General features: G+C 62.9%; 20 protein-coding genes. 2 read left to right on the top strand and 18 right to left on the bottom strand.

Features of this window, described 5'->3' with window-relative positions:
* Positions 1-291: 291 nt before the first annotated feature.
* From GTK01_RS17145 to GTK01_RS17120, 6 genes are read right to left on the bottom strand one after another with little or no spacing between them, the layout of a single operon-like run.
* Positions 292-2,550, bottom strand: a complete 2,259-nt coding sequence (locus GTK01_RS17145; RefSeq protein ID WP_143794958.1) for a DUF262 domain-containing protein — start codon at positions 2,548-2,550, stop codon at positions 292-294.
* Positions 2,551-2,588: 38 nt separating this feature from the next.
* Entirely contained in the window at positions 2,589-3,827 is a 1,239-nt protein-coding gene (locus tag GTK01_RS17140; protein ID WP_143794959.1) for a GIY-YIG nuclease family protein, read from the bottom strand.
* A 3-nt stretch (positions 3,828-3,830) separates the two neighbouring features.
* A complete protein-coding gene (locus GTK01_RS17135) occupies positions 3,831-5,906 on the bottom strand; it encodes a DEAD/DEAH box helicase (protein WP_252928274.1) in 2,076 nt (691 codons plus the stop codon).
* Entirely contained in the window at positions 5,906-8,587 is a 2,682-nt protein-coding gene (locus tag GTK01_RS17130) for a DNA methyltransferase (RefSeq protein ID WP_143794961.1), read from the bottom strand. The genes GTK01_RS17135 and GTK01_RS17130 overlap by 1 nt, the downstream gene beginning before the upstream one ends.
* Positions 8,584-9,486: a WYL domain-containing protein gene (locus tag GTK01_RS17125; RefSeq protein ID WP_252928273.1), complete on the bottom strand. Its 903-nt coding sequence runs from the start codon at positions 9,484-9,486 to the stop codon at positions 8,584-8,586. Before GTK01_RS17125 ends, GTK01_RS17130 begins: the two co-directional genes overlap by 4 nt.
* A 52-nt stretch (positions 9,487-9,538) precedes the next feature.
* Positions 9,539-10,918 carry an exonuclease domain-containing protein gene (locus tag GTK01_RS17120; protein WP_143794962.1) on the bottom strand — a complete coding sequence of 460 codons (1,380 nt, stop codon included), beginning with the start codon at positions 10,916-10,918 and terminating at the stop codon, positions 9,539-9,541.
* A gap of 190 nt (positions 10,919-11,108) precedes the next feature.
* Between GTK01_RS17120 and GTK01_RS21120 the strand changes: the two genes are divergently transcribed.
* Positions 11,109-13,229, top strand: coding sequence for a UPF0149 family protein (locus GTK01_RS21120; protein WP_143794963.1), 2,121 nt, complete (start codon positions 11,109-11,111; stop codon positions 13,227-13,229).
* A gap of 157 nt (positions 13,230-13,386) precedes the next feature.
* Here the strand turns inward: GTK01_RS21120 and GTK01_RS17110 are convergent, their stop codons facing one another.
* A complete protein-coding gene (locus tag GTK01_RS17110) occupies positions 13,387-14,367 on the bottom strand; it encodes a LysR family transcriptional regulator (protein WP_185968618.1) in 981 nt (326 codons plus the stop codon).
* A 237-nt stretch (positions 14,368-14,604) separates the two neighbouring features.
* Here GTK01_RS17110 and GTK01_RS17105 point away from each other — a divergent pair, with 237 nt between their 5' ends.
* Complete coding sequence (locus GTK01_RS17105) at positions 14,605-15,237, top strand: TetR/AcrR family transcriptional regulator (protein WP_143794965.1); 633 nt, start codon at positions 14,605-14,607, stop codon at positions 15,235-15,237.
* Here the strand turns inward: GTK01_RS17105 and GTK01_RS17100 are convergent.
* From GTK01_RS17100 to trbB, 11 genes are all read right to left on the bottom strand, one after another.
* Positions 15,232-15,453 carry a DUF2274 domain-containing protein gene (locus tag GTK01_RS17100; protein ID WP_035746465.1) on the bottom strand — a complete coding sequence of 74 codons (222 nt, stop codon included), beginning with the start codon at positions 15,451-15,453 and terminating at the stop codon, positions 15,232-15,234. The two genes, GTK01_RS17105 and GTK01_RS17100, sit on opposite strands and share 6 nt — an antisense overlap.
* A 2-nt stretch (positions 15,454-15,455) precedes the next feature.
* On the bottom strand, positions 15,456-16,583 hold the full coding sequence (locus GTK01_RS17095; RefSeq protein WP_143794966.1) for a TrbI/VirB10 family protein: 1,128 nt from the start codon (positions 16,581-16,583) through the stop codon (positions 15,456-15,458).
* Positions 16,580-17,608, bottom strand: coding sequence for a P-type conjugative transfer protein TrbG (gene trbG, locus GTK01_RS17090; protein WP_035746463.1), 1,029 nt, complete (start codon positions 17,606-17,608; stop codon positions 16,580-16,582). Before trbG ends, GTK01_RS17095 begins: the two co-directional genes overlap by 4 nt.
* Positions 17,605-18,294 (bottom strand): conjugal transfer protein TrbF, encoded by a 690-nt coding sequence (gene trbF / locus GTK01_RS17085; RefSeq protein WP_252928272.1) that lies wholly within the window; start codon positions 18,292-18,294, stop codon positions 17,605-17,607. Before trbF ends, trbG begins: the two co-directional genes overlap by 4 nt.
* Positions 18,291-19,649, bottom strand: coding sequence for a P-type conjugative transfer protein TrbL (gene trbL, locus GTK01_RS17080; RefSeq protein WP_143794967.1), 1,359 nt, complete (start codon positions 19,647-19,649; stop codon positions 18,291-18,293). Before trbL ends, trbF begins: the two co-directional genes overlap by 4 nt.
* A 2-nt stretch (positions 19,650-19,651) precedes the next feature.
* Positions 19,652-19,939, bottom strand: a complete 288-nt coding sequence (gene trbK-alt, locus GTK01_RS17075; protein WP_143794968.1) for a putative entry exclusion protein TrbK-alt — start codon at positions 19,937-19,939, stop codon at positions 19,652-19,654.
* 17 nt (positions 19,940-19,956) lie between these two features.
* The gene (gene trbJ, locus GTK01_RS17070) at positions 19,957-20,739 is read right to left on the bottom strand and encodes a P-type conjugative transfer protein TrbJ (RefSeq protein ID WP_252928271.1); all 783 of its coding nucleotides are present in this window, start codon (positions 20,737-20,739) and stop codon (positions 19,957-19,959) included.
* A complete protein-coding gene (gene trbE / locus GTK01_RS17065) occupies positions 20,736-23,243 on the bottom strand; it encodes a conjugal transfer protein TrbE (protein WP_252928270.1) in 2,508 nt (835 codons plus the stop codon). The genes trbJ and trbE overlap by 4 nt, the downstream gene beginning before the upstream one ends.
* 10 nt (positions 23,244-23,253) lie before the next feature.
* Complete coding sequence (locus tag GTK01_RS17060) at positions 23,254-23,535, bottom strand: VirB3 family type IV secretion system protein (RefSeq protein ID WP_035746452.1); 282 nt, start codon at positions 23,533-23,535, stop codon at positions 23,254-23,256.
* A complete protein-coding gene (locus GTK01_RS17055) occupies positions 23,535-23,864 on the bottom strand; it encodes a TrbC/VirB2 family protein (RefSeq protein WP_035746450.1) in 330 nt (109 codons plus the stop codon). The genes GTK01_RS17060 and GTK01_RS17055 overlap by 1 nt, the downstream gene beginning before the upstream one ends.
* The coding region (gene trbB / locus GTK01_RS17050; protein ID WP_252928262.1) for a P-type conjugative transfer ATPase TrbB at positions 23,861-24,825 on the bottom strand (965 nt) is incomplete at its 5' end. The genes GTK01_RS17055 and trbB, both read right to left, overlap by 4 nt.

Genomic DNA, 24,825 nt, shown 5'->3' with positions numbered 1-24,825 from the left:
CCGATTTGGGAAGTTTTCAATCGCTACTGGCGAGTCAGAATGGCCGGAGCGCTCACTGAAGCCGACAGAAGCCCAGAGGGCCTCCTCCGCCCAGATGTGTGCCCGACACTCGATGGGGAAGGTCGGGCACGAGAACCTCTGCATCAATCCCGCCCTTCTGGCACTGTTGTCGGAACGTGGTCAGGTAGATGCTTGCCCTACGAGGTGAGCGCCTGACGCCTATGTCCGGACCAGCCCGTACGGGCCCGAGATCTCAGGGCGCATCAGCCTTCATGCGATGCGGTGCGGCGGCTAACCGGCGCTTTTTCCGAAACGCTGCTTGACATACTCGGTGATAGCGTTCCCCTGTAGTTCTGCGGTAGCATTACCACCACGGACGAAGAAGCGCTGGAGGTTGCCATCCTTCAAGAAGGCCTCGCGCGGGCCAGGTTCAACGCGAACCATTAGAACACGAACACCATCTTGTTCTTCGAACCTCGGGTGAACGTAGGGACGGAAGATATCCCCCAATCGTGACGTGATCAGGTTCGCGAGATGAAGGGCCATCTTGTCTTCATCCGGAAAGCCATCGGCTTCGAGCCCGAGCACTTCGCCATTATCGGCGACCCCGAGAAGTAGCGTCCCACCCTTGGCGTTCAGAAAGCCGGCAATGGTTTTCAACGCTGACACATGAATCTTGTCGTCCTGCTGGCCGGTGTGGAGATTGACGCGCAGTGTAGACTTGAACTCGACGGCATCGGTTTCACCGGTCTCTATCAGCTCTGCGACGCTGATCTCCGCCTTCGCTACGCTCGGCCCATTACCATTGAGAAGCTTCCAAGCTGCCTCGATGACACGCGCCATGCGTTCCCGCCGCTCGACCAAGAAAGCTTCGTAAGGCATCTCCCACCACAGGTGCGGAAGCGCATGCCAGAAATAGAGCTCCGTTCGCTTCTCCGCGGAAAGCGCAGCGTCCAACGGTGGCACATAGGCTGACGGCGGCTTCTTACCGATGCGGATGTTTTCGGGCCATTCTACCGGCGCGAAATTTGCGATCTGATTGATCTTCTTCAGTTCCCGGATGCCAGTTTCCTCAAGATGGGCGCGTGGAAAAAGATGATGCCGTTCGAGGGCAACCTTGGTCCCCTTCACGGCAGGGTCGACAAGGCTTGCGATTTTCACCGGGCTATAGAGGGCGCAGGCATCAAGCTTGATCAGCGATGCGTTGTAGGCAAAAAGCGACGGGCTTTGGGAGGCAGAGGTCGCCAGCTGACTGGGCAGCGTGATGCTCCAGTAATCGGGCGTCAACGTCGTTGCGCAGATCTTGCGCAGCATCGCAAGGTACTCTGTACCGCCTGACAGATCCCGAACGAGAGCCAGATCCGCCTCAAACCGGGTTTCTGGGGAGTTCGTATAGCGGCCGGTCAAGGCCGCCATGAAGAAGAACTCGGCGATGGCCTGGCGCATTGACTGCTTGTCAATGCCATAGTCCACGATGCCGACCAAGTAGAGCACATAGCTGTAGATAATCGCCGTCTCGGAGCTGATCATCTTCTCCCCGCGATACCCAGCCAAAGTCAGCGCGCTAAGGAAATGGTGCCAGTTTGCCAGATTCAGTGCCTCCGCCTGTCCAGCCTGCATCTTTTGAAACTGCTCATCGCGCCTTTCGGGGTTGTCGATGCCGGTCTTGGCATCGCGGCCACGGAGGGCATTGTAGACGTTTTCAAGCCTTGCGCGCTTAAGGGCCAACCCAATCGTCGCTCTGAGCATCTGGTCGGGAGCGGGCTTGATGAAATGGTTGAACGGTGAGGCATGACCGTCGTGAGGCTTCGTGGCGGCACGGGCAAACGCCTCCAGTTCGGTGCGCCCCTCATCCCAGTATACCGACATTAGCGTCATGATGAAATCGGACTGGTTGAGTTGTTTACCCTCTCCGTTGATCCGCACGAATACATCTGCCACGGTCGCACCGTCGACCATGGCAGACAGAGTAAGGGCGGTAAAAGAGTACTGGTTCGTCAACCCGTGCAGCTTGCCAATGGCGTTCTGGATCCTTTTCTTGTCCGCATCCGATAACTCGCGCACCGACGACAGTTGATCGAGAAAATCGCCGGCGATCGAAAAGACGTTGGCCTCAGGTCGCCAGAGTTCCGAGATATCAGGAATGAATGACTTGTCCTTCACAATAGCAGCATCCCAAACCGCGAAGCGCTCAGTCAATGGATTGAAGGCGATACGAATACGCTCCTTCTTGAAGTTTCCCCGGATCACCTCCTCGCCCTTTACAACAGCATAAAGCGAGGTCAGTCGTTGCTGCCCATCGACGATGGCTAGTTTGGGGACGGCCTTGCTGTTCTTAGCGCCAATGCCTTTCAGGCCTCCCTCTGCCCCAGTGTCCCAGAACAGCAGGAACCCCGCCGGATACCCCTTGTAGAGCGAGTCAAACAGGTTGCGAACCTTCACATTCGCCCAGACGAAGGGGCGCTGCAGGTCGGGTAGCCCGACCTTGCCTAGATCAATATCGGCGATCAAGGCGCCCACGGGATAACTGGTTGTAGTGAAGATCGTCATTGGGGCACCTTGTCAGTCTAGAGAATTTGTCAGGTCTCTCAGGATTTCTTCCGGATTGTTTGCGTTTCCGGGTCGTATTCAATCTGGTGAAGGGTGCCGTCCTTGATTGCCTGGACCGCCCTGCTCACGTGCTCCGGCAAAACGTAGAACCACTCCCGCGGGTAGACCTTTCGGCCGAAACGGTCCGTGATCCACAGGTCACGCGGTCGGGCAGCATCAAAGAATCGGTGCAGGAGCCCCTCCACTTTTCGCCAGGACAGGTTGACCAGATCATAGGTGGCGACGACCTCGACCGGAGCCAGCAAGAAGGTCGGATCATTGCGCGCATCAGCAATCCGGCGGCGCACCTCTTGTGTCGTCACTCCAATCTTCAGGAGTATGTTACGCACTTCAACGATTTGAGGTTCGTTCGACTTGCTCCGGAGCACGTATACGGTCCCCGTCAGATCGATCCGGTCCGCCTCCCAATCGGGATCCAGCGCCCCCAGACCGTGCCTGTGGATTGCGCGGGAGGTAGGATCGTCTGCGAGCGCCTTCCGGAAGGACGACAAGAGCGGATCGCTTTCCGTGCCGTTTGAGAAGATGATGCGGAGCCTGTGATCGCGTTTTCCTGCGCGAGCGGTCATTTCCGCCTTCTCGGCGACATAGGTCAGCAAGCCCTTTCGAATGAAGAGGGAACCTTCGTCGACTCTGACCTCCTCATTTGGATTGATCGGGCGCACCTCACGCTCGCCGGTCTCCAGCGCGGCCTGGGTTCCCTCGAACATCGCGCGGAAGCGATCGAAATCGTGACAGGGGTAGAACTCGGCCCGGTGATCTGGAACCAGCCGTTCCTCCGCCGGGGTCACGTTTCGGATCACGGTCAACGCCTCTGAAACCTCGAGCTCCTCATCGTCAAAAATGTCATCAAGAGAAGCAGGTACTTCGTCGTTTTCCACATCGTCGCGCCAATCGGGTTCTGCAGCCAATGGTTCGGGCGTCAGCTCAAATCGTCCGCCAGACAAGAGGCCATTGCGATCGACATCCAGCAGATCTGGTGCATCCCCTTTGGCAACCAGCCGGCTCCAGATCATGCCAAGACGCATCTCATCATGATCTGCCGCCGCCGCATCCGGGACACGGCCATGCCGTTCAAAGAATGCGTTCACCTCGGTGACCAATTGGGCATCCCGCTCCCGTTCAGGCGATCGGGTGGCGCGGGGCCGCAGGGTTACGTTCAGAAGCCCCAGTTCGTCCTCTTCCTCAAGGACTTCTTCGATCGACCTGTATCGCCGCATCCGTCACGAACCCCCTTGAGCTGCGCGCATCCGCTCCGCCTTTTTCGTGCGGATGTAGGCATGGGCCTCTGCAAGGCGACGTTCCAGATCCTCGGGCGAGTTGGGGTTCGGGGGACGCCCTTCCTGGGCAGTGAACCGCTTGATCCGGGGCCAGAGGACCAGTGCCTCCTCTTCGGTCATCTGGACCCGCTGAGCGACCATGGCGCTCTGGATCTGCTGGAGCAGAGGGGTGTCCAGCGCTTTGGATGCGATATCGAACCCTTCCCGGAACGGATTGATGGAGTCGATAAGGTCGATGTCCAGTTCGCGCACGTTGATGAACTTCTTTACCATCCGGATCAGGTTCAGCGCATCCGGCGACCGCTCTTCGTCCGCGTCAGTATCCTCGACGGGCTCCTTCTCGCCGCTTTCCATCTCTTCCTGAGCCATTCGGCGCGCGATTGCGGCGATGTTCATCCGGGCCGCCAAGTCTTGCCGGATGGCTTCGGTTTCGTCGGGGGTCAAGTCTTCATACGTCTTCTCAATGATATTGGTCAGCACCAGCTGGGTCGCGACCTCTGGGGCCACGTCATCCGCGACGGTGCGCCGGTCCATCTGCTGGCATGCCTGCGCCACCAGCTCGTGCATGTCATTCTCGACGATCGCCCGCGCGCGGTCTGTCGGAGGGGCCATCAAGCCACCGATCCCGATATGAACCCGACCCTCGCCGTCCACCTCGACAGGAGGTCGGGTATCGCCATCCTCGCGCCTGTAGAACCGGAAGTTCGGTTGCAGGACCTGCTCCATCAGGAGAGCCCCCGAGATCGCCTTCAGCATGTCATTGACCGCATCCGTGACCACCCCGGTCTCGACACCGGGTTCCGCCACCAGATTGGTGAACTGGGCATGGCGCTTGCCGGGGGCATCGCGGGTCGCGCGCCCGATGATCTGGATAATCTCTGTCAGCGAGGAACGATAGCCGATGGTCAGCGCATGCTCGCACCAGACCCAATCGAACCCCTCTTTCGCCATCCCGAGGGCGATGATCAGGTCCACCTTGGCCCGGTCCGCATCATCGTCGCGCTTGCCGTCCGGCCCGACGATCTCGCGGATCAGCGAGGCCTTCACCAGATCGCGCTCCGGCCCGTCGTCCACCAGGTCCGCCACCTTCAGAACGCGCCCATCGGGGAGCCGGACCAGATCGAATCCGGTCTGCTCTTCCCGGCCGATCACCTCGCCGATGCAGCTCAGGATTGCCCCCACCTCGGACTGCTTGACGTCATAGGCCTCGGCCGAGCCGCGATGCGGGATATGGATGATGGTCTTCAGGTCCGGGTTCAGCACCTCGGGGATCGCGCTGATATACTGGTCCCGGTAGAAACTGTAGGAAATTCCAAGGCTTTTCAGGAACCGATACCCGTCCAACTGCTCGTAATAGCTGTAGGTGATCGACCGGAACCGCGCTTCATCCTCGGGCCGCAGGACCGGGATGCTGTCGCCCCGGAAATAGGAGCCGGTCATCGCCATCACATGCGCCTGACCCCGGTTCAGGATGCGGCGCAGGATTTCACCCAGCCGGTTGTCATCCCCGGCGCTGACATGGTGGAACTCGTCGATGGCGATCAGGCAATCGTCGAAGGCCGCTGTCCCCTCGTCCTCGGCGATCTCATCGAAGGCAAAGCGAAAGGTGGCATGGGTGCAGACCAGCACCCGATCCCCGGATGCCATGAAGTCGCGCACCGCGCGCACCTTGCCGCTGGTCACCCCATCCTCTGCGCCGCTCAGGCAAAGGTTCCAGCGCGGGTCCACCTGCCAATCCGCAAAGAACCCGTGTGAGGTAAGGTCGGTTGACCGGAACGAGGCGCCGATCGAAGTTTCGGGGACGCAGACGATGGCCTTGCCCACCCCCTGATTTTCCAGCTTGTCCAGCGCCACGAACATCAGCGCGCGGGATTTCCCGGCGGCGGGCGGCGCCTTCAGCAGGATGAACTGGGCCGCGCGGGCGTCATAGACTCGGGCCTGCATGGGGCGCATGCCCATCGGGTTCGGTTCCTGCGTCTTGCCGGTCTGGCCATAGGTGACGCGAACGAAATCGGACATCAGGCGGCCCCCTTCTTCAGCTTTTTCGCCCGCGCGGCATAGAGCTTGAACAGGTGCTCCAGCCGTTCGGTGTCATTGCGGAACGGGCGGCCGATATACATGCTTTCCAGCAGGTCATCGTTTGCCTTGTGGGCGGCGCGCAGATCGTCGGGCATCTTGTCGGGATCGTAAAGCTGGGCAATGGTCGCCGGGTAATGGCCATAGCGACAGCGCAGGATGGCCATGGCCGAGGCGGTCAGGGCAGCCAGTTGATCGCCGGTGAATTTCGGGACCGGGAAGGTGTTCCAGCCGAGGGTGTTGGAATAGCGGAAACGGGATTCCAGCCGCCCGCAGACCGTCCCGATCCAGACCAGATGCAGGCGCGAGGCGATCAGCGCCATGCACCAGTCGGGGGCGTCCAGTATGACATGGTTATTGTCTGACGACACAAAATCAGCGCCCACACGATCAAAGGGAAGATATGGTCGATTTTCAGAACTCGTTCGGGGGACAAGAATAGCGTGGCTCTTCGGCGCAACATGTTCGCGGAATTGGTGTGGTCGCTGCGCCATTCGACGTGTCCCAGAATCCTTGCTCGCAAGACGGTCGGTCTTTACAGCGTCGATCCGACGGCTAATTTCCGGAATTTTTCTCGCAACCTCGACCTCATGATCGTCTATCCAGAGGCAGAACCGCTGGAGGCCGTGGATCACCTCGCGTGAACCACCGAATTTTCTGATGAAGGGCGCAGCTTCCGGGGAAACATCCAGCATGGCATCCCTTTCCTCCGGCGACAGGATGAGGTGCCCGAAGTCGTATGGAAAATTCCCCGGCCCCATCTGCGGCATACCAAAAAGACTATTCCGCGTAGCGGCGACAAATATCTGTTGGCCCGCAATCAGGTAGGCATTGATTGCTTCGACAGTATGGGCTGTGCTTTCATCAAATAGGCGAACAGATCCCTGCTTGTGCTGCCGAAGCCCTACGATCACGCACTCAACTGCCGCGTTTCTCGCCGCGTTGTTTCGCCATTTAAACGATCGGTGGGCAAAGAAAATCTGGTTTCCGCCACTCAAAATCTCGGTCCAAAGCGGTTCAACAGATGCCCCCTGAACTGTGGAACTTGTTGCAAGTAGAGCTGCGACACCGGCATGATCGCGAACATAGTCGGCAGCCTTAAGCAGCCATGCCGATACGAAATCAAGACGCCCGCTCGAATCTACGCGACCGCTGAAAACATGATTGAAGTCCGCTTTCTGTTCGGCTGTCCGGTAGGTTGTTCCGACAAACGGCGGGTTCCCCGCGATGAACACCTCGCCGCCATCCTCCGGCGGCGGGCAGACCCGTTCCCAGTCAACCCGCAGCGCGTTGTCGCAGACGATATTCGCCGCGTCCCTCAGCGGCAGGTCGGCGGGCTTGCGGCCGAAGGCCTCCTTGAAGAGGGCGTTGGCCTGATACTCGGCGATGAACAGCGCCAGCTTTGCCGTTTCCACGGCAAAATCGGTCAGTTCGATCCCATAGAAGTTCCGGATCGGCACCGCCGACCACATTTCGGTCTGGGCGCCGCCGGTCAGTTCGGCAAGCCGCGTCAGAATCCTGATCTCGCGCTCGCGCAGGGACCGATAGGCGACGACAAGAAAATTCCCCGAGCCACAGGCCGGGTCGAACACCCGGATTTTCCCGATCCGCTCCAGCACCTGCCGCAAGGCCCGCTCGCGCCCCCAAGCCTTTTCGATTTCGGCATCAAGATCATCAAGGAACAGCGGCCCCAGCACCTTCATGATGTTCGGGACACTGGTATAGTGCATCCCCAGTTCCGACCGCAATTTGGCGTTCGCCACCGACTGGATCATCGAGCCGAAGATGTCCGGGTTGATCCCGGTCCAGGTCTCGCCACAGACATCCTTGAGATACCGGGTGGCGGTCACGTCGAACACCGGCGCGTCGATGCGGCCGGCAAAGAGGCCGCCGTTGACGTATTCGAACTCGCGCGTCGAGGCGGGCAGCCCGCCTCTGTCCGGCTTGGGCGTGTTCATCGCGGTGAAAGCGTTGATCAACACCTCACGCATCCCTTCACCCCGGTCGCCGGCATGGGTGAAGATCAGGCGGCTGAACTGATTTTCGGGGAAGATACCGACATCTTCGGCAAACATGCAAAAGATCAGCCGGGTCATCAGCTGGTTCATGTCATGCTGACGCGCCTTTTCTGCCCAGTCCGGGTTCTTGCGGATCAGCGCGTCGTAAAGCTTGGCCAGCTTGCCCGCGACCTTGACGTCAACCGGGTTCTCCTCGGCCGCGCGGTAGCGTTCCTTCCCGGCGGCGGGCAGGAAAAAGCCGAAGCGGTCGCCAAGTTCCGAAAAGGCGCAATAAAGGGTGTCGCCGGACTTTGGATGCTCGGCGGCGATTTCTTGTCCGTCTGTGGCGATCAGAATAGCGGGCCGGTGCTTCGCGTTTCGCTTGCTGGCCCGCAAGGCATCCAGACACGCCGCGCTCATGCCGGGCAGTGCCGGGGAAAAATGGAACTTCTGGTTCAGAAGCACCCCATCGGGAATGTCGGACTTGTTGTAGGTGCCGCCCTTGAGCTTCGCGATCGTCGCGGGTGCGTTGTCGGTCGCCAAGGCGAACTCGAAGGGAAATTCCGCAGCATCGAAGGGCTTGCTCGCAAGATTGGCCAAGGCCTCGTAAATTTCAGTGGGGTTCATGCGTAGACCTTTGGCAGGGAATTCTGGCTGATCAGTACAATTTGCTGGTCCTGCGGCCGCCGCGCCGCCGGGTCCGTGTCGAGGCCGAGACGCTTGAGCGCATAGAACAGCAGCGCCTTGCGCACAGGAATCTGCGCGCGCTCGTTCTCCATCCCATAATCCATCTCGATCGCACGACGTTGCGTTGGAGAAAGATCAGGATGCGGCCCGATTTCCAGGATGACCTCCGTGTGCCAATCGACATCACTCTGAGGGTCGGCCGTGACCGGCCCGTGCTTGCCTGTTTCGACAATCCGGGAGAGCAGGAAATCCTTGAACACCTGGTCATTCTGACAGAACGCACGGGCGTGCCAGCGAAACCCGTCGAAGGCCAGTGAGTGCGGCTCGATCCAGCGCGCGCTTGGCTCGGGGCGCGACATCGACTGGTAGGTTACCTCAAGAGCCGATGGCTCATGAATGGCGGTCAACACCTCGCGCAGGGTTTCGGACGCAATCCCCCGCGCGGGTGTCGGCGTGGTTCCATAGCCTGGAAACAGACAGATCCAGCTCTGCTCGCGCGAGACCAGGCCCTGATCGAGGGCACGCAGCTGAGCGAGATAGTCCTCGGCGGAAGGCTTTATGAAATGCGGCTTGAAGCTCCGACCCCGGACATAGGCACGCTGGCTCTTGTCATAGACGAGGTTTCGCTTCCACCGCTCTGCATAGCCCGTCAGGTCGAGGGATGCCTGCTGGAGTGAGATGCCGAAAGTTTCCATCAGGTCCGAGCGATTGATCCGGCCATGCCAGAACACCCGGAATTCGATGAACTCGTTACGCCGCTCCGCACCCCAGTTCAGCTGTTTGATCTGTCTGCGGGGCACACCGAGCCTTTCCTTCACCTGTTGCGAGTATAGAACCATAAATTAGTCCCTCGCAATAAAATGATTCTGGTAGCTGAACAGCCTCTGATCGTTAGCTTTCCGGCAGACCAAACTGTTGCAGGAATATCTCGATCTCGGCGACAAGTCCCAGATCGAGCCCTTCATCGGCCCGCATCTCGTCCAGAGCAGCGTGTGCGCGAACCGTGGTCATACATTCAGTCTCCCGGTCCTCCGGTGCAGACCAGCGCCCCCGCAACCATGCCTCGTATTGCCCGCGCTCTTCGGTCGAGAGCAGATCGGGCGCGTGAAACGCAACGAGGCGGCGGCCGAGCTGGCGCAGGCGGGGGTCTGCAAGACTGGACACGATCTCCTGCCGTCGACGCCAGTCCGCAGGCTGGAACTTGGCAAGGAGAGTCTTGTCCGCATGGCCGTAGAAGCCGTCATAGATCTGCTTTTCTACCGGAGGCAGCGGTGCCGCAGGATCTTTGGGGAAGCGGGCGGCCAGCGCCTGCGCGACCCGCGCCCGGAAGTCAGGAGCAGTAGCGATCACATGTGCCCGCTGCACCTGGATAGCGCTGGGCGTCGAGACCGAAAGTAAAGCGGGTGACTTATTGATCGAGAAGGCCCGGATGACCTTGGGTGTGGCATCGACGGCAGCAAAGAGCGTTGCGTCATCGACCGCAAGGAGATCTGCCGGATCAGTGGCATCAAGATCGAAGAAGGCCGCCTGATTGGCGTTGCTGGCCGACATGCCACAGAAGCAGCCGACGGTCGCGTGCGGCGGGCCGCCGCCAAAACGCTCCACCAGCGCCATGGGCTGGTAGGTTTCAAGGCTGGCTTGAACATGCGCCTTGTCCCGGTTGGCCAGCAATTCTGCCCAGAGCGCCGGGGCACGGTCGGCGATGCGGCGGGCGATGTGTATGGTCGCCTCGACATCGCCGAGCGCATCATGCGCATCGTGTGCAGCAAAGCCGTTCAGCGGCGCTATGCGGTCCAAATTGAAGCGTAACCTGCCATCCACCTCGACCGGCCACTCAAACAGGTCAGGCTGACGATACCAGACGGCATAGAGCGCGGTCAGCACATCGAAGCGCGTGTTGCCGTTGAACTGGGTGGCGAAGATGTCGGGCTGCAGGTTCTGATAAAAGGCCTGGCGCAGCATTTCCTCATCGAAGCGGACGCTGTTGAAACCGGTCCAGATCGCGGGAGACCAGCGCTTGATCAGCGCGCCGATTTGCTGCGCAAGCTCGAAGAACGTCGGCAAAGCCGGGTCTAGGAGCTGCGCCGGGCGCACCCCGGTAACTGCAAGCGCCCAAGGCGACGGAATGACATGCGGCGCGATGCGGCAACGCAAATTGACGCGCTCGATCTCCGCGAGCGCATCATCCGTCAAAATGGCAGCGAATTGCAGGGGCTGATCGAATGCAGGGGAAGTGCCGGTCGTCTCCAGATCGTAGAAGGCAAAGGTCATGGGGCACCATAACTTGTGGTCACCGTCGCGTCAGCATCGATGTTCCGGTCTGGACCTGTGGCCAACGACGACGGGTCGGACCTGTTCTGGGCCAATAAGTGCCGCTCTCAGTGCTCGCGTCGGTGACAATCCCACGGCCGGCGAATAGGCTGCGAAAAATATAAGGGCGCGATTCAGAAAGTGGGGATACGTGTCGGAAGGACCGATCGAGACAGCATTGGCGGAACTGTCGCGGCTGCAGGACGATGATAGTGCGCGCGGCGAGGTTCTCGACCGCGCAAGTTTTTCGATGCTGCATCGGCCAGCATTGGGTGGCCGTCTGGTCGCGAAGCTCTGCGCCACGAAGGAGAGTGCCCCGGAGCTGGAGCCACTCACCGAATTGCTGGCATCGGCACTGGATGCCGCACGTATCGCTAGGGAGAACCGAAAGAAGCGAGGTGATACCTTTCTAGAGGCCGTGGCAGATGCGGTCGAACTGGCTTCTGGCCAGGGGCGCCTGAGCCCCTTCCACCGCCTGCTCCTTGCAAGCGCATGGACCACGAACGGACTGCCCGCACCCACATCTCTGGAGGTTTCTGCCGCCGATATGATGCTCGCAGCGCCCAGTCCTGCCCCGCAGGATCGTGTCGCGGCGGAGGCGGCGCTGGAAGATCTGTTCCGCAGTCTGATCGAGCAGACCGAAGGCGATGCGCTCGCGCTGCATGCAGCGCTGACCGAGACGTTCCCAGCAATGCCGTCGGCAATGCGTCAGCATGTCATTGCATGGTCGGTTGGACGATCGGAGCCGATCCACGCGAAGCTGGCATGTTTCTGGCTGCTCGATCCGTCAGCGCAGATCCGCGCTGCGGCGGCGCACGCCTTGGGCGAACGCGCCGCGACAGGCACGCTCTCGCAGGAGATAGCGGGCAAGATGGTGATCCTGCGCAGCTGGATGCCTCAGGACGAGGCCCGCGCCTCGGTGGACAAGGCATTGAAACTCGCCATGCGGTCGGGTCTGGCGACCGGCGCGTCAGCCAAGCCGTGGACTATCCATTCGGTCATGGCCACACTGCCCGATGGCGGCGGCGCGCAAAGCCTCATGATCGCGCTGCAGTCGGGCGGCAGCCGCAAGACCGCGATGCTGCTCTTCAAGCAGGGCCACGGGGTCAAGGACGCCTACACCGTGCCCTGCAAATCGGCGAACGAACAGAAGGCGCTGTTAAGCCGCATCAGCCAGGAGACCGGCGCGGTCAAGGTGCCCCTCTCCTGGCTCGAAGGCAGCCTCGCCATGGCGCTGGCCGATGGCCTTGCAGCAGGGTTGCCCCCGGCCGCGGGCCTCATCGAGGTGGCGGAACTTTGCGGCCTCGATAAGCTGCGGCCGGAAGCGGTCACGACCGAGGCCCTGATCGCGGCGCTGCCCGTCGCGGAACGCATACGCGGTCTCTCGGCTCCGGCGCAAGGCAAGCTGATCAATGCCAGCGAGGGCTGGTGGGATCGCCATGAGATCGTCCAGAGTTGGTTCGAGGAAAGTGATCATGCGCATGAGGTGCTCGAGGGCCGCCACAACCCGCGCGCGCTGGACGCGGCGCTCTGGCGATGGCTCGAGACCCGGCGCGACTTCTGGGCGCGGCTTGTCGCGCGGGCGGCAGATGTGCTGGCCGCAAGCGACCACCCGGACGCCGCCAGCTTCACGGCCACGGCAATGGCGCTCCTCGAAGGACGCGATCTGAAGAAGATCCCGGTCATGGCCGATGTCCACGACCAGACAATCGAGGCGTGGGTGTTCGACGATCCTGACGTGGATCAGGACGCCACGCTTGAGGAATGGGTGGAAGAGGCGGAGGCAGATGCGCCAAAGCCGGAGCGGAAGGGCGAACTGGCGCGCCTCGTGAAAGGCTCGGCGATCACGGCGGACTGGATAGACGGGTTCCTGATGTCGGCCACCATCGCGCCGAAGGTGATCGCGCCGAACAGGTGGCTACCCGAGATCCTCGGCAGCGCCATTGGCAACCTCACGTCGGATAGTATCCAGCGCTTCGCCGATCTGATCCTGATGCGCGCGAACGCCTGCTTGGACCAAGCGAAAGAGGCTGCGGAGTTTTCAGCGGCGATGTCCGCGCGAAGCCAGATGGCCATGCGGGACTGGGCGGCCGGGTTCAGTTATGCCTGTGGGCATTTCCGATCATCCTGGCCCGCAAAGTCGACCGGCCCGGATGATCGGGCGATGATGCAGCGCGTTGCCGATGCGATGGCCACGGGCTTCAGCGCTGCCGAGGTGAAGGCGCTCAGCCAGTGGATAGCCGCGCGCCATAATCGAAACTGCGGTTCCTGAAGCCCGCGACTTCCGCCGAATTTCGTTCGGTGGGGGGAACGCAGGAGTTCTTGTGCCACGCATCCTGCGGAACTGAGGCTTCCCGTCGGCGCTGAAAGTGGTGCTGTATGAGAGGAATCGCAACAGAGGCACACATTTGGAACGCGACGATGTCCCCTCAGGCGTTCGGTTGTAATGCTGACGAGGTTTTCCCCATCGCTCGAGCCATGCTCAACAGGCGCCTGCAGGCCGGATTATCGTTTCTATCCGACCAGACCATGCTGAAGGGCAGCACTTCATCCGCCAGTTGCCGGAATGCGATCCCCGGAAACTGCCCAACGGTGGTGGCTTCGCTTGTCAGCGTTAGCCCCCGACCGACAGCTACCAGCGACAGGATATTGTCGCGGCCCACATGCTGGGATTGAATGTCAGGGTGATGACCGAGACCGGCAAGGTGAGCAACCAGATAGTCGTGGATCTCCTGGCCCGGTGCGACATCGCTCACGATGAAGCGTTCACCTGTCAGATCAGGCCATTCGAGTTCGGCTTTGGCGGCCAAGGGATGGCCAGCAGGCAGCACCACGAAGACCCGTTCGCACCAGAGATGCTCCGTTTCGCAGCCATCCCAGGGTGCCGTTCCGGTTATGAAAGCGATGTCCAGATCCAACTGCCGGACGGCAGCGACGTGCTCGGACGGATTTCCATCTATAAGATCGACCTGAACGGTCGGATGGCGCGTCCCGAACCGTCGCAGGAGGTTAAACAGAAATCCCGACGCCAGCGAAGAAAATATCCCGACCTTGAGCAGTCCCTGGTCAGCCCGACCGACCGCGGCAACCTTGGTCACGCCGATGTCGATCTGCCGAAGAGCATGCCGGGCGCTGCGCAGAAACTCCTGCCCGGCGACCGTCAGCCGCACCCCGCCCGAATGTCGTATGAATAGTGAGGCACCCAATTCATCCTCAAGGTCGCGGATCTGGCGGCTGACCGATGATTCATTGATGTCCAAGGCGATTGCAGCCTTGCGGAAGCTCCCGTGGTCGGCCGCAGCAAGGAAATGCCGCAACTGGCGCAACCGGATTGTGCTCTTACCAGCGCTGCCCTCGACAATACGCGCGAGGACGGAGCTACCAGATGGGGCGTCCCTGTTTCGGTGCATAGGCATGGCACATCATCCCGAACCGCAGTCGTCTTCTGGCCAGCGCTCGGTCGCGGCCTGCCAGCGAAGGCGATGGTGCGTGCCGTGATGGCCAGGTTCATACGCGACCATCTCCCGTCCTCCACACCTCAAACTTAATACCATTCAGTTCCCAGATGGTGCTGCTTGACATCGGCTCCGTCAACGAAAAAAATAAATCGTATTCAGTTTCAGCGGACAGTCGCAACAGGGATCTCGATGGCTCGCCCCCGAAAAGAGCAGGAACTTGATATTGCTCGCCGTGCGGTCGAGGAAACGATCCGTCTGCTGGCACAGCAAGGCGACTTCGATGTTCCACTGACCTCGGTGGCACAGGCCGTGGGCTGCACGGCGCCGGCCCTTTACGGCCATTTCCGCAACAAGAATGCTTTACTGCGCGCGGCGCGCGACGAAGGATTTGGACGCCTCTACAACGAGAAGTTCGCGGTTTTCGAACAGATGCGAGGCGATCCGTTCGGCTATTTGCGCGATGGCAGCTATGCCTATGCGCGCTTCGCCCTGGAGAACCCCACTCTGTACCGGCTGATGTTCTCACCGCCCCCGAAGCTTGGGGTGAGCGATGATCCGTGGTCAAGCGAAGCGGGTCGTCAGGTCCTGAGTCTGCTGCTGACAGGCCTGCGCTCATCTCAGGAGCATGGTTACTTGCCGGGTGCTGACCTGCAACGCTACGGCTTCATGTTCTGGTCAACGATCCATGGAGCGGTCAGTCTGAACATTCAGAACCGCCTGCTGGACCACGCGGCGAAGTGGGACTCGACGCAGAGCGTGATAGACGCGCTCATGGAGATGATCGCGGCAACCGGCCCGGCCAAACACCCGATCACGTCATGAGCGGATCTTTCGCGCCTTTGCAAAGCCACGATCCGTGGCGATGAACCGCTCCAACATCGGTACGATCAGCCTGACGGGATCGGCGGTGGGCTGGCCGGTCTCGCGGGCCAGTACCTCGGCATAGGCGACCAGATCGCGGTGAAGCGACGCGGGCAGTTCCACCGTCACCTTCACGGGCTTGTCGTCGGGGAGCGGGCCGAGTTTCAGCTTTGTCATGGTCAACCTCCTGCCGGCTCGAATACCAGATCGCGGGTGACGATGATCCTGACCGGGTAGCCAGGACGGATCGTCAGTGTCGGTACGACCTGCAACTGGCGCTGGACGATCTGCTGACCCGCCTGGTTGATGGTATCCTGCGCCCCGTCGCGTATGGCGCGGATCAGTCGATCCTCGTCGCTGCTGGCCAATTCCGCACCGACCGCAAGCAAGGTCGAGAGGCCAGCGGCCCGCATCAGATCCCACCAGTGGTAATCCACGCCATCCTCAAGCCCGGCGTAACCGGAAGCGTCCGCACCCGGCAGGCGCTCCAGGACGATGGAGCGGCCGCCGGGCAGGATCAGGCGATTCCAGACCAACAGGACGCGGCGCTGGCCGAAGGTCACACCGTCATCATATTGGCCGATGATGCGCGTTCCCTGCGGGATCAGCAACAAGCTGCCGGTCGGGCTGTCATAGACGTTCTCGGTCACTTGGGCCGTGATCTGGCCGGGCAGATCGGAACGGATGCCGGTGATAAGCGCCGCCGGGATCACCGCCCCGGCCTGAAGGATATAGGGCGATGCCGGTGGTGCGACGCGATCCGGGGCGACGGTTTGCCGGTCCACAGGCCCGTTGAGAAAAGCGGTATGGCGATCCTGCGCTGGAGCCTGACCACCGAGATCGAGACCCGCGAGGCCGGGCATGGTCGTTCCCGGCGTCGCTCCAGCCCGCGGGCCAGACTGGAAGAACACGCCGCTCAGACGAGCGGCTTCTTCCTCGGCGAGACGACGCTGCTCATCTGGATCAACGGCGGGCGCCGTGATGGTCGGTGGCGCGACCGGCTGCCCCCGATTCTGCGCCTCAAGTATCGGGCGACCGAGATCGCCCGGCAACGCCGGTCCCAGGACCGGGCCGGTATAGTCGCGCGGCAGGCCGGCAAGCCCATCTGCTGTGGGGCGGTTCTCGGTCGAATAGAGTTCGCCGCCGCCCGGCCCGGCATCGCGGGTCTGGAGAGCGTAGATCAGTGCCCCGCCAATGCCGAGAAGGGCAACGGCTCCGGCGCCTGCCAGCACCTTGCGGGACAGGCGGGTGACGCGGGGCGGCTCGGCGCGCAACCGCATGGGGGCTGCGGTGTCGGTATCGCTCATGAGGGTGATCCTCCCGTGGTCGCACCGGCTGGCTGGGCTGCGGCCCGCGTCTGCTCGACGCGGACGATCCTGACGACCTGCTGGCGGTCGCCGCTGCCGAGGCGAAGTTCCGCTGCGCCGAACAGGCGGTCCACGATCAGGACGTTCCGATGGATGCGGGAATTGACGATCTGCGGTTCGCCGTCCGATCCAAGGACGAACAGAGGCGGCATCTCTCCCTGCACGATGCCACGCGGGAAGACGACATAGACGCGCCTGCCGTCGTCGAAGACGGAAACCGGCCGCCATGGCGGGCTGCTGCCCTGCACCTGCAAGCCGTAACGATAGTTGCGCGCGGTCTCGGCCGGGATGACGGGGGCTGAGGGCGTGGTCACGCGGCTTCCCGGCGGTGGTGTCGGATACGCCCATGCCACGGCAGGCATATAGAGAGCTTCGCGGGCGCGGAGTTCGATCATGTAGATGCGCCGGTCGGTGGTGATGACGAGGTTGGTCGAAATGTCCGGTCGGGTCGGCTTCACCAGCACATGCACCCGGCGGGTCGGGCCGCTGCCGCTCTCCGTGTCACCGATGATCCAGCGGGTGGTGTCTCCGGCGGCAATCGGCCCCGCGCCGGTCAGGCTTTCGCCCGGCTCCAGCGCGATGGTGGTGATTTGCCCGACTGCGGCATAGACCTGATAGAGCGCGCCTTCCGACCAGGGATAAATCTGGATGGCATTATAGTAGCCTTCCCGGCGCGGCTCGACGCGGGCGGCGGCATTGGCGTTCTCGACGCGGGCCGTCGCCGTGCCGGCAGCCTCGCCGCCCCGCGCCACAGTCCAGGCGGGCGGGACGTGCAGCGGCCGGGGCGTTGTGTCGGCTGCGGCGGCCTGCACGGTCGGCACCGGCGGCACATCGGCGTCGTAGCTGAACTGCGGCGTCCGGTTGGTGGCGCAGCCGGCCAGCATGGTGGCGGAAAGCAGCAAAGCCGCGAAGGCGGGTTTGCGGAAAACCGGAAGCCCGGCTTTGCGGAAAGTCGTGGCGGTCATTGGCTCATCTCCCGCGACCAGTTGATCGCGTTGACATAGATTCCGAGGGGATTGGAGCGCAGCCGCTCGGCATTGCGCGGGGTCTGGATCACGACCGTCAGGATCGCGGTCCATCGCTCGGTGGTGGAGAGTTGGCCGTTCTCGTAGTGCCGCTCAGACCAGGCCACACGGAAACTGTCCGGCGACGCCCGGATGATGCTCGATACTTCGACGGCTACCTGCTGGCGGCCGACGCGCGTGAAGGGATCGTTGGAGCGGGCATAGTCGTTCAATGCGGCCGCGCCCCGGTCGGTGGTGAACTCGTAAGCCCTGAGCCAGTTCTGGCGGACGACGATGGCGTCGGCCGGGAGCGCGCGCACCTGTTCGATGAAACGGCCGAGGTGAAAGGCGATCTGCGGGTCGGTCGGCCGATAATCGGCTGCTGCCGGCGCGACGGCTTGCGCCTGGCCGAGATTGTCCACCTGAACGACCCATGGCACGATGCTCCCACGCGCCGATTGCCAGACAAGAGCGCCGGCGAAACCTGCCGAGAGGATCAAGGAGCCGAACGCCATGTAGCGCCAGTTCCTTGCCTGGACCCGGGCCGAGCCGATGCGGTCGTCCCAGACCTGCGCGGCGCGCTGATAGGGCGTTTCGGGTTCCGGCATCTTGCCGTAATGGGTCGTCGGTCGTTTGAAGATGTTCATGTGCGGTTACTTTCGGAAAGGCTGACGGAGGAGCCGCCACCATGGCTGTCGCCGGACCGGACGGCATGGGCGGCAGCGGTGACGCCATGGCTCATCGCCCGGCTGCGGCGCATGTTCTGCGCCCAGGCCGGCGGGCTATCTGCGGCTGAGGGCGTTGACGGATCAGGCGATGGGGCGCCGCCGATCGTGCCCATTGAGGAGCTGCCGCCGGACGCCGCGAACCCCGCTTTTGCGCCGTCGGAATAGCTGGATTTCATACTGTCGGCGGAGCGAGACGCGGCACGCTTGAGGGGCGAGATGGCTGCGGATGCTCCGGTGCGCGCCACGCCACCAAGGCCGGACGCGACACCGGCTGCACCGGACCCGCCCATGGAACTGAGCGTATAGGCCGACGAGGCCGCACCGGCGGCCGAGGCCCCGCCGCGGGCAAGTGCAGCACCGCCCGAAAGTGCGGCACCGCCACCACGCGCCGCAAGCATGGTCACGCCACCGCCCGCGACAGCAGCACCGCCGACCGCGAGGCCGGTTCCAACCGCCGCCCCTGCGCTGAGTTGCGGGCCGCCCGAGACGAGGCCGGTGGCGATACCGGGACCGAAGATACCGAGGCCGAGAAGAGAAAGGGCGGCCAGCACGATGGCCATGGCGTCGTCAATGGTCGGGGTCGCACCGCCGAAGCCTGCAGTGAATTGGCCGAAGAGCGTCGAGCCGATGCCGATGATGACGGTCAACACCAGCACCTTGATGCCGGATGAGACGACATTGCCCAGGACCCTTTCAGCCATGAAGGCGGTCTTGCCGAAGAGACCGAAGGGGATCAGCACGAAGCCTGCAAGCGTCGTCAGCTTGAACTCGATCAGGGTGACGAAGAGCTGGATCGCCAGGATGAAGAAGGCGAGGATCACCAGTGCCCAGGCGAAGAACAGGCAGAGGATCTGCACGAGGTTTTCAAAGACCGCGATCCAGCCCATGAGATCGGAAATGGATTCGAGCAGCGGGCGCCCGGCATCGAGGCCGATCTGGGCGACGCGGCCAGGGCGCAGGAGATCGGCGGCAGAAAACCCCGTGCCCGAGGCCATGAGGCCGAGGCCGGCGAAGCTCTCGAAGACGATGCGGGCGAGATTGTTCCAGTTGGCGATGATATAGGCGAAGACGCCGACGAAGATCGTCTTCTTCACCAGGCGCGCGATGATGTCGTCGTCGGCGCCCCAGGCCCAGAACAGGGCGGCGAGCGTCACGTCGATGACGATGAGCGTCGTGGCAATAAAGGCAACCTCACCGCCGAGCAGGCCAAAGCCCGAGTCGATGTAGCCGGTGAAGATGCCGAGAAAATTGTCGATGACCCCCGTCCCGCCCATGATTATCGCCCCTCATCCGGGCCAGGCGTCGACGGCGCGGGTGTCCGGCCGAGAAACCGGTCGCGGGTCTCGGCCCAGATGCCCAGGCAGGCGGCATCATTGGCTGCCGCCTCTCCCATCTCCTGACAGCGGCGCTGCCCTTCGCGCAGGGGATCGACCTGACGCGAAAGCGCAGGAGCGGAAGGTGCTGGCGCGGGGGCTTCCTCGCGGGTCATCTCGATGATCGCCGCGGTGATCGCGACGGCGACGAACACGATGGCGGCAATCCGGACCAGCACCTTCCCTTCCATGATCTGCCCTCCCCGGCTCAGTTGAACATCTGCGCGTTGCCGGGCTGGTAGCCCGAACCCGGGTTGAGGAACCGCTCGCGCTGGATGCGGCCCTGCTCGGCGGCGGTCGCGCGTTCGGCCTCCATGAGGGCCTCGGCCCGGCCATTGGCCGAGATGACCGCGATCAGGTCGGAAAGCTGCTGCGACTGGAGGGCGAGAAGCTGGTTGCCGGCCTGAGTGGCCTGAAGCGCGCCGGTCGCGCCCTGGCTTTCGCCGACGAGCGCGGACATCTCGGCCCGGTTGCTGTCGATGTTGCCGACAACGCCGGCCTGCACCCGCATGGCATCCTGGAGGCCCCCGACGGTATTCTCCCAGCGGGACCGGGCATCGGCAATGAGCTGCTGGTCGGTCGCGGTCAGGGACAGATTGCCGTAGTCCTGCTGGAACATCTGGTCGATGTTCTGCACATCGAAGGCGATGTTCTGGGCCTGACCGAGAAGCTGCTGAGTGCGCTGGACGTTCTGCTGAAGCTGCTGGAGCGACGAATACGGCAGGCTCGCGAGATTGCGGGCCTGGTTGATCAGCATCTGTGCCTCGTTCTGGAGCGAGGTGATCTGATTGTTGATCTGTTCCAGCGTGCGCGCGGCGGTCAGCAGGTTCTCGGCATGGTTGGTCGGGTCATAGACGATCCGGCCGAACCCGCCGAAGAAGGCATGGGCCGGTGTCGTGAACACCGGCGCCAGAGCCAGCGGCACGGAGAGCGCAAGCAAGAGCGTCGAGGCGCTGGCCATGCGGATGAACCGGGGAATTGCGCGCTTCATGGGGTAATCTCCTCTTCTTCCAGGATGATGCCGAATTCGTTTTCATCGACGACTGGCGGCAGGTGTTCGCTTTCGGTCGCGAGATTGGTGAGGTCCGGGATGAGATCGGCCGCCCAATCGACGCCGCGTACACGTAGCCAGGCGGCGAGAAACCCGTTGCTGCCATACTCGGCGAGGATGTCGCTGATCAGGGCCTGATCGGACTTGGCCGATGCCGCGCAAAGCGCCAGCCCGACTTCTGACAATCCGAGGTCGAACAGGCGGTTGCCGCGCCGCGACTGGCAGTAGTAGTCCCGCTTGGGCGTGGCCCGTGCGAGGATCTCGATCTGGCGATCGTTGAGGCCGAAGCGGCGATAGATCGCGGTGATCTGCGGCTCGATGGCGCGCTCATTTGGCAGCAGAAGCCGTGTCGGGCAGCTTTCGATGATCGCGGGTGCAATGGCCGAATTGTCGATGTCCGACAGCGACTGCGTGGCGAAGATGACGCTGGCGTTCTTTTTGCGCAGGGTCTTGAGCCATTCTCTGAGCTGGTCCGCGAACCCTTCGTCATCGAGCGCCAGCCAGCCCTCGTCGATAATCAGCATCGTCGGCCGGCCATCGAGCCGGTCGCCGATACGGTGGAACAGGTAAGAGAGGACGGCGGGCGCCGCGCCGGTGCCGACCAAGCCTTCGATCTCATATGCCTGCACATCCGACGAGCCGAGATGCTCGGCCTCCGCATCGAGCAGCCGACCATAGGGACCGCCGACGCAATAGGAGCGCAGCGCCTGTTTCAGGTCATTGGACTGAAGCAGCACGGCGAGGCCGGTGATGGTGCGTTCCCCGACCGGAGCCGAGGCAAGTGAGGTCAGCGCGGTCCAGAGATGTTCCTTCACCTCGGGCGTGATCTGGATGTTCTCGCGCATCAGGATCGCCACGATCCAGTCGGCGGCCCAGGCACGTTCGGATGTCTCGTGGATGCGGGCCAGCGGTTGCAACGAAACCGACGTCTCGGAAGCGTCGGTCAGTTCACCGCCGAGATCATGCCAGTCACCCTGCATCGCGAGTGCGGAGGCGCGGATGGAGCCGCCGAAATCGAAGGCGAAGACCTGTGAGCGCGCGTACCGACGGAACTGCAAGGCCATCAGCGCCAGCAGCACCGACTTGCCGGCGCCGGTCGGTCCGACGACAAGGGTATGGCCTACGTCGCCGACATGAAGGGACAGCCGGAACGGGGTCGATCCTTCGGTTCTGCCGTAAAGCAGCGGGGGTGCGCCGAAGTGATCGTCCCGTTCCGGCCCCGCCCACACAGCGGACGAAGGGACCATGTGGGCAAGGTTGAGCGTCGAGACCGGCGGCTGGCGGACATTGGCATAGGCATGTCCGGGCAGGCTGCCGAGCCAGGCGTCGACGGCATTGACCGTCTCGACCATGACGCTGAAATCGCGGGACTGGATGATTTTCTCGACCAGCCGCAGCTTTTCGTCGGCGCGGCGGGCGTCCTCGTCCCAGACGGTGACGGTCGCCGTGACATAGGTCATGCCGGCCATGTCGGCGCCGAGTTCCTGCAACGCCATATCCGCGTCGGCGGCCTTGTTCGCGGCATCGGTGTCCACGAGCGCGGATTGCTCGTTGGTCATCACCTCCTTGATGATCGCCGCGATGCTCTTGCGCTTGGCGAACCATTGCCGGCGGATTTTGGTCAGCAGCCGGGTCGCGTCGGTCTTGTCCATGAGGATGGCGCGGGTGGACCATCGGTAGGGAAAGGCCAGCCGGTTCATCTCGTCGAGGAGGCCGGGGGTGGTCGTGCCGGGAAAGCCGGTGATCGTCAGCACCCGGAGATGCGACAAGCCCAGGCGCGGCTCCAGCCCGCCGGTCAGCGGCTGATCGGCCAGCAGAGCGTCGAGATACATCGGCACTTCCGGCACGCGGACGCGATGCCGATTGGTCGAGATGGTGGAATGGAGGTAGGTCAGCGTGCCGGCGTCATCGAGCCAGCTACATTCCGGCATGAAGCCGTCGAGCAGCGCCAGCACGCGGTCGGTGCGGTCGATGAAGCCGCGCACCAGCTCCCACGGGTTCACGCCCGAGGTCTCGCGGCCCTCGTAAAGCCAGGACTCCGATCGTGCGGCATCTTCGGCGGGCGGGAGCCAGAGGAAGGTCAGGAAGTAACCGGAGACGAAATGGCTGCCCTCTTCCTCGAAATCGGCCTTGCGCTCGGCATCGACCAATGCCGAGGCGGGATCGGGGAAGCGGTCCGCAGGATAGGTTGCGGCCTCCGAACGCTGTGCTTCCACGAAAATGGCCCAGCCAGAGCCGAGACGGCGGAAGGCGTTGTTCAGCCGTCCCGCGACCGCAACCAGTTCGGCCGCGACGGCGGAATCCAGATCGGGGCCACGAAACTTCGCCGTCCGCTGAAACGAGCCATCCTTGTTGAGGACAACTCCCTCCCCGACCAGCGCCACCCAGGGCAGATAATCGGCCAGGCGGGAAGCGGTGCGGCGGTATTCTGCGAGATTCATCATGGATCAAACCTCACACCGAGAGATGGCCGGGGATGCGCAGATGGCGGCGCGCGACCTCGACGAAGAGCGGATCGCGCTTGGCGGCCCAGACGGCGGCGATGTGACCGACCGCCCAGATCAGGATGCCGGCGAGCCAGAGCTGGAGGCCGAGGCCGACTGCCCCGGCCAGCGTGCCGTTCAGGATCGCGACGGATCGCGGCGCCCCACCGAGCAGGATCGGCTCGGTCAGGGCGCGGTGGACCGGGACAGCGAAGCCCGGCACCGCGTCGAGCGCCTCGAAACTCACGGCCATCAGACCAGCGCTCCGCCGCCGAAGCTGAAGAACGAGAGGAAGAAGGAGCTGGCGGCGAAGGCGATGGAGATGCCGAAGACGATCTGGATCAGTCGCCTGAAGCCGCCGCCGGTGTCGCCGAAAGCCAACGTCAGGCCTGTGACGATGATGATAATCACCGCCACGATTTTCGCCACCGGCCCTTCGACGGATTCGAGGATGGATTGCAACGGCGCTTCCCAGGGCATCGAAGAGCCGGAGGCAAAGGCCGGGGATGTCATCAGGCTCACCCAGGCGAAGGCGGCGGCGGTTGCGATATGGTGACGGATGCGGAAGGCGCGACGGATCATGCAGGTTCTCCAGTGTTGCGAGTGGTGCCGGGTTCTGAAAAGGCGGGGAAAATCCGGTAGTCGCCGTCGGGACCGAGACCATCGACGCGGGCGAGTTCGACAAGCCGCCGTGCGGAACCGCGACCGGCAAGGACGGCCACGAGGTCGATGGTTTCGGCGATCATGGCGCGCGGGACGGTGACGACGGCTTCCTGGATCAATTGTTCGAGGCGGCGAAGCGCGCCGATGCCGGAACCGGCATGGATGGTGCCGATCCCCCCGGGGTGCCCGGTGCCCCAGGCTTTGAGGAGATCGAGCGCCTCGGCGCCACGCACCTCACCGATCGGAATACGGTCGGGACGCAGCCGCAGCGAGGAACGGACCAGATCGGACAGAGTGGCAACGCCATCCTTGGTCCGCATGGCGACAAGGTTGGGTGCCGCGCATTGCAGCTCGCGGGTGTCCTCGATGATGACGACGCGATCCTGCGTCTTGGCCACCTCGGCCAGCAGCGCATTGGTCAGCGTGGTCTTGCCGGTGGACGTGCCACCGGCGACGAGGATGTTCGCACGCGACTGGACGGCGGCGCGGAGCGTTTCCGCTTGACCGGCGGACATGATGCCGGCCGCCACGTAGTCGTCGAGTGTGAAGACCGTGACGGCGGGCTTGCGGATGGCGAAGGCGGGTGCGGCGACGACCGGCGGCAGCAGGCCCTCGAAGCGCTCGCCGGTCTCCGGCAGTTCGGCCGAGACGCGGGGGCTGCGGGCATGCACTTCCACACCGACATGGTGGGCGACCAGCCGCACGATGCGCTCACCATCGGCAGCCGACAGTATCTCGCCCGTATCGGCCAGTTGATCAGCCCCCACTGACGGGTCCGGCTGGAATGTTAGTGCATTGACGGTCTTGTTGCCAGCGCGGGCGGCATCGCTGGTTGGGTTTGCAGGGCCGTCCGCGCGGCGAAGGCTGGGATGAAGACCTC

Source organism: Aliihoeflea sp. 40Bstr573, assembly GCF_024105655.1.
Taxonomy (GTDB): domain Bacteria; phylum Pseudomonadota; class Alphaproteobacteria; order Rhizobiales; family Rhizobiaceae; genus Aliihoeflea.
Note: the sequence above shows the minus strand (reverse complement) of the source record. Positions and strands in the feature narration are given on the sequence as shown.

Excerpts from the sequence above, each read along its gene's own strand:
- GTK01_RS17145 (WP_143794958.1), bottom strand. The coding sequence starts at position 2,550 with ATGACGATCTTCACTACAACCAGTTATCCCGTGGGCGCCTTGATCGCC.
- GTK01_RS17140 (WP_143794959.1), bottom strand. The coding sequence starts at position 3,827 with ATGCGGCGATACAGGTCGATCGAAGAAGTCCTTGAGGAAGAGGACGAA.
- GTK01_RS17135 (WP_252928274.1), bottom strand. The coding sequence starts at position 5,906 with ATGTCCGATTTCGTTCGCGTCACCTATGGCCAGACCGGCAAGACGCAG.
- GTK01_RS17130 (WP_143794961.1), bottom strand. The coding sequence starts at position 8,587 with ATGAACCCCACTGAAATTTACGAGGCCTTGGCCAATCTTGCGAGCAAG.
- GTK01_RS17125 (WP_252928273.1), bottom strand. The coding sequence starts at position 9,486 with ATGGTTCTATACTCGCAACAGGTGAAGGAAAGGCTCGGTGTGCCCCGC.
- GTK01_RS17120 (WP_143794962.1), bottom strand. The coding sequence starts at position 10,918 with ATGACCTTTGCCTTCTACGATCTGGAGACGACCGGCACTTCCCCTGCA.
- GTK01_RS17110 (WP_185968618.1), bottom strand. The coding sequence starts at position 14,367 with ATGCACCGAAACAGGGACGCCCCATCTGGTAGCTCCGTCCTCGCGCGT.
- GTK01_RS17105 (WP_143794965.1), top strand. The coding sequence starts at position 14,605 with ATGGCTCGCCCCCGAAAAGAGCAGGAACTTGATATTGCTCGCCGTGCG.
- GTK01_RS17100 (WP_035746465.1), bottom strand. The coding sequence starts at position 15,453 with ATGACAAAGCTGAAACTCGGCCCGCTCCCCGACGACAAGCCCGTGAAG.
- GTK01_RS17095 (WP_143794966.1), bottom strand. The coding sequence starts at position 16,583 with ATGAGCGATACCGACACCGCAGCCCCCATGCGGTTGCGCGCCGAGCCG.
- trbG (WP_035746463.1), bottom strand. The coding sequence starts at position 17,608 with ATGACCGCCACGACTTTCCGCAAAGCCGGGCTTCCGGTTTTCCGCAAA.
- trbF (WP_252928272.1), bottom strand. The coding sequence starts at position 18,294 with ATGAACATCTTCAAACGACCGACGACCCATTACGGCAAGATGCCGGAA.
- trbL (WP_143794967.1), bottom strand. The coding sequence starts at position 19,649 with ATGGGCGGGACGGGGGTCATCGACAATTTTCTCGGCATCTTCACCGGC.
- trbK-alt (WP_143794968.1), bottom strand. The coding sequence starts at position 19,939 with ATGGAAGGGAAGGTGCTGGTCCGGATTGCCGCCATCGTGTTCGTCGCC.
- trbJ (WP_252928271.1), bottom strand. The coding sequence starts at position 20,739 with ATGAAGCGCGCAATTCCCCGGTTCATCCGCATGGCCAGCGCCTCGACG.
- trbE (WP_252928270.1), bottom strand. The coding sequence starts at position 23,243 with ATGATGAATCTCGCAGAATACCGCCGCACCGCTTCCCGCCTGGCCGAT.
- GTK01_RS17060 (WP_035746452.1), bottom strand. The coding sequence starts at position 23,535 with ATGGCCGTGAGTTTCGAGGCGCTCGACGCGGTGCCGGGCTTCGCTGTC.
- GTK01_RS17055 (WP_035746450.1), bottom strand. The coding sequence starts at position 23,864 with ATGATCCGTCGCGCCTTCCGCATCCGTCACCATATCGCAACCGCCGCC.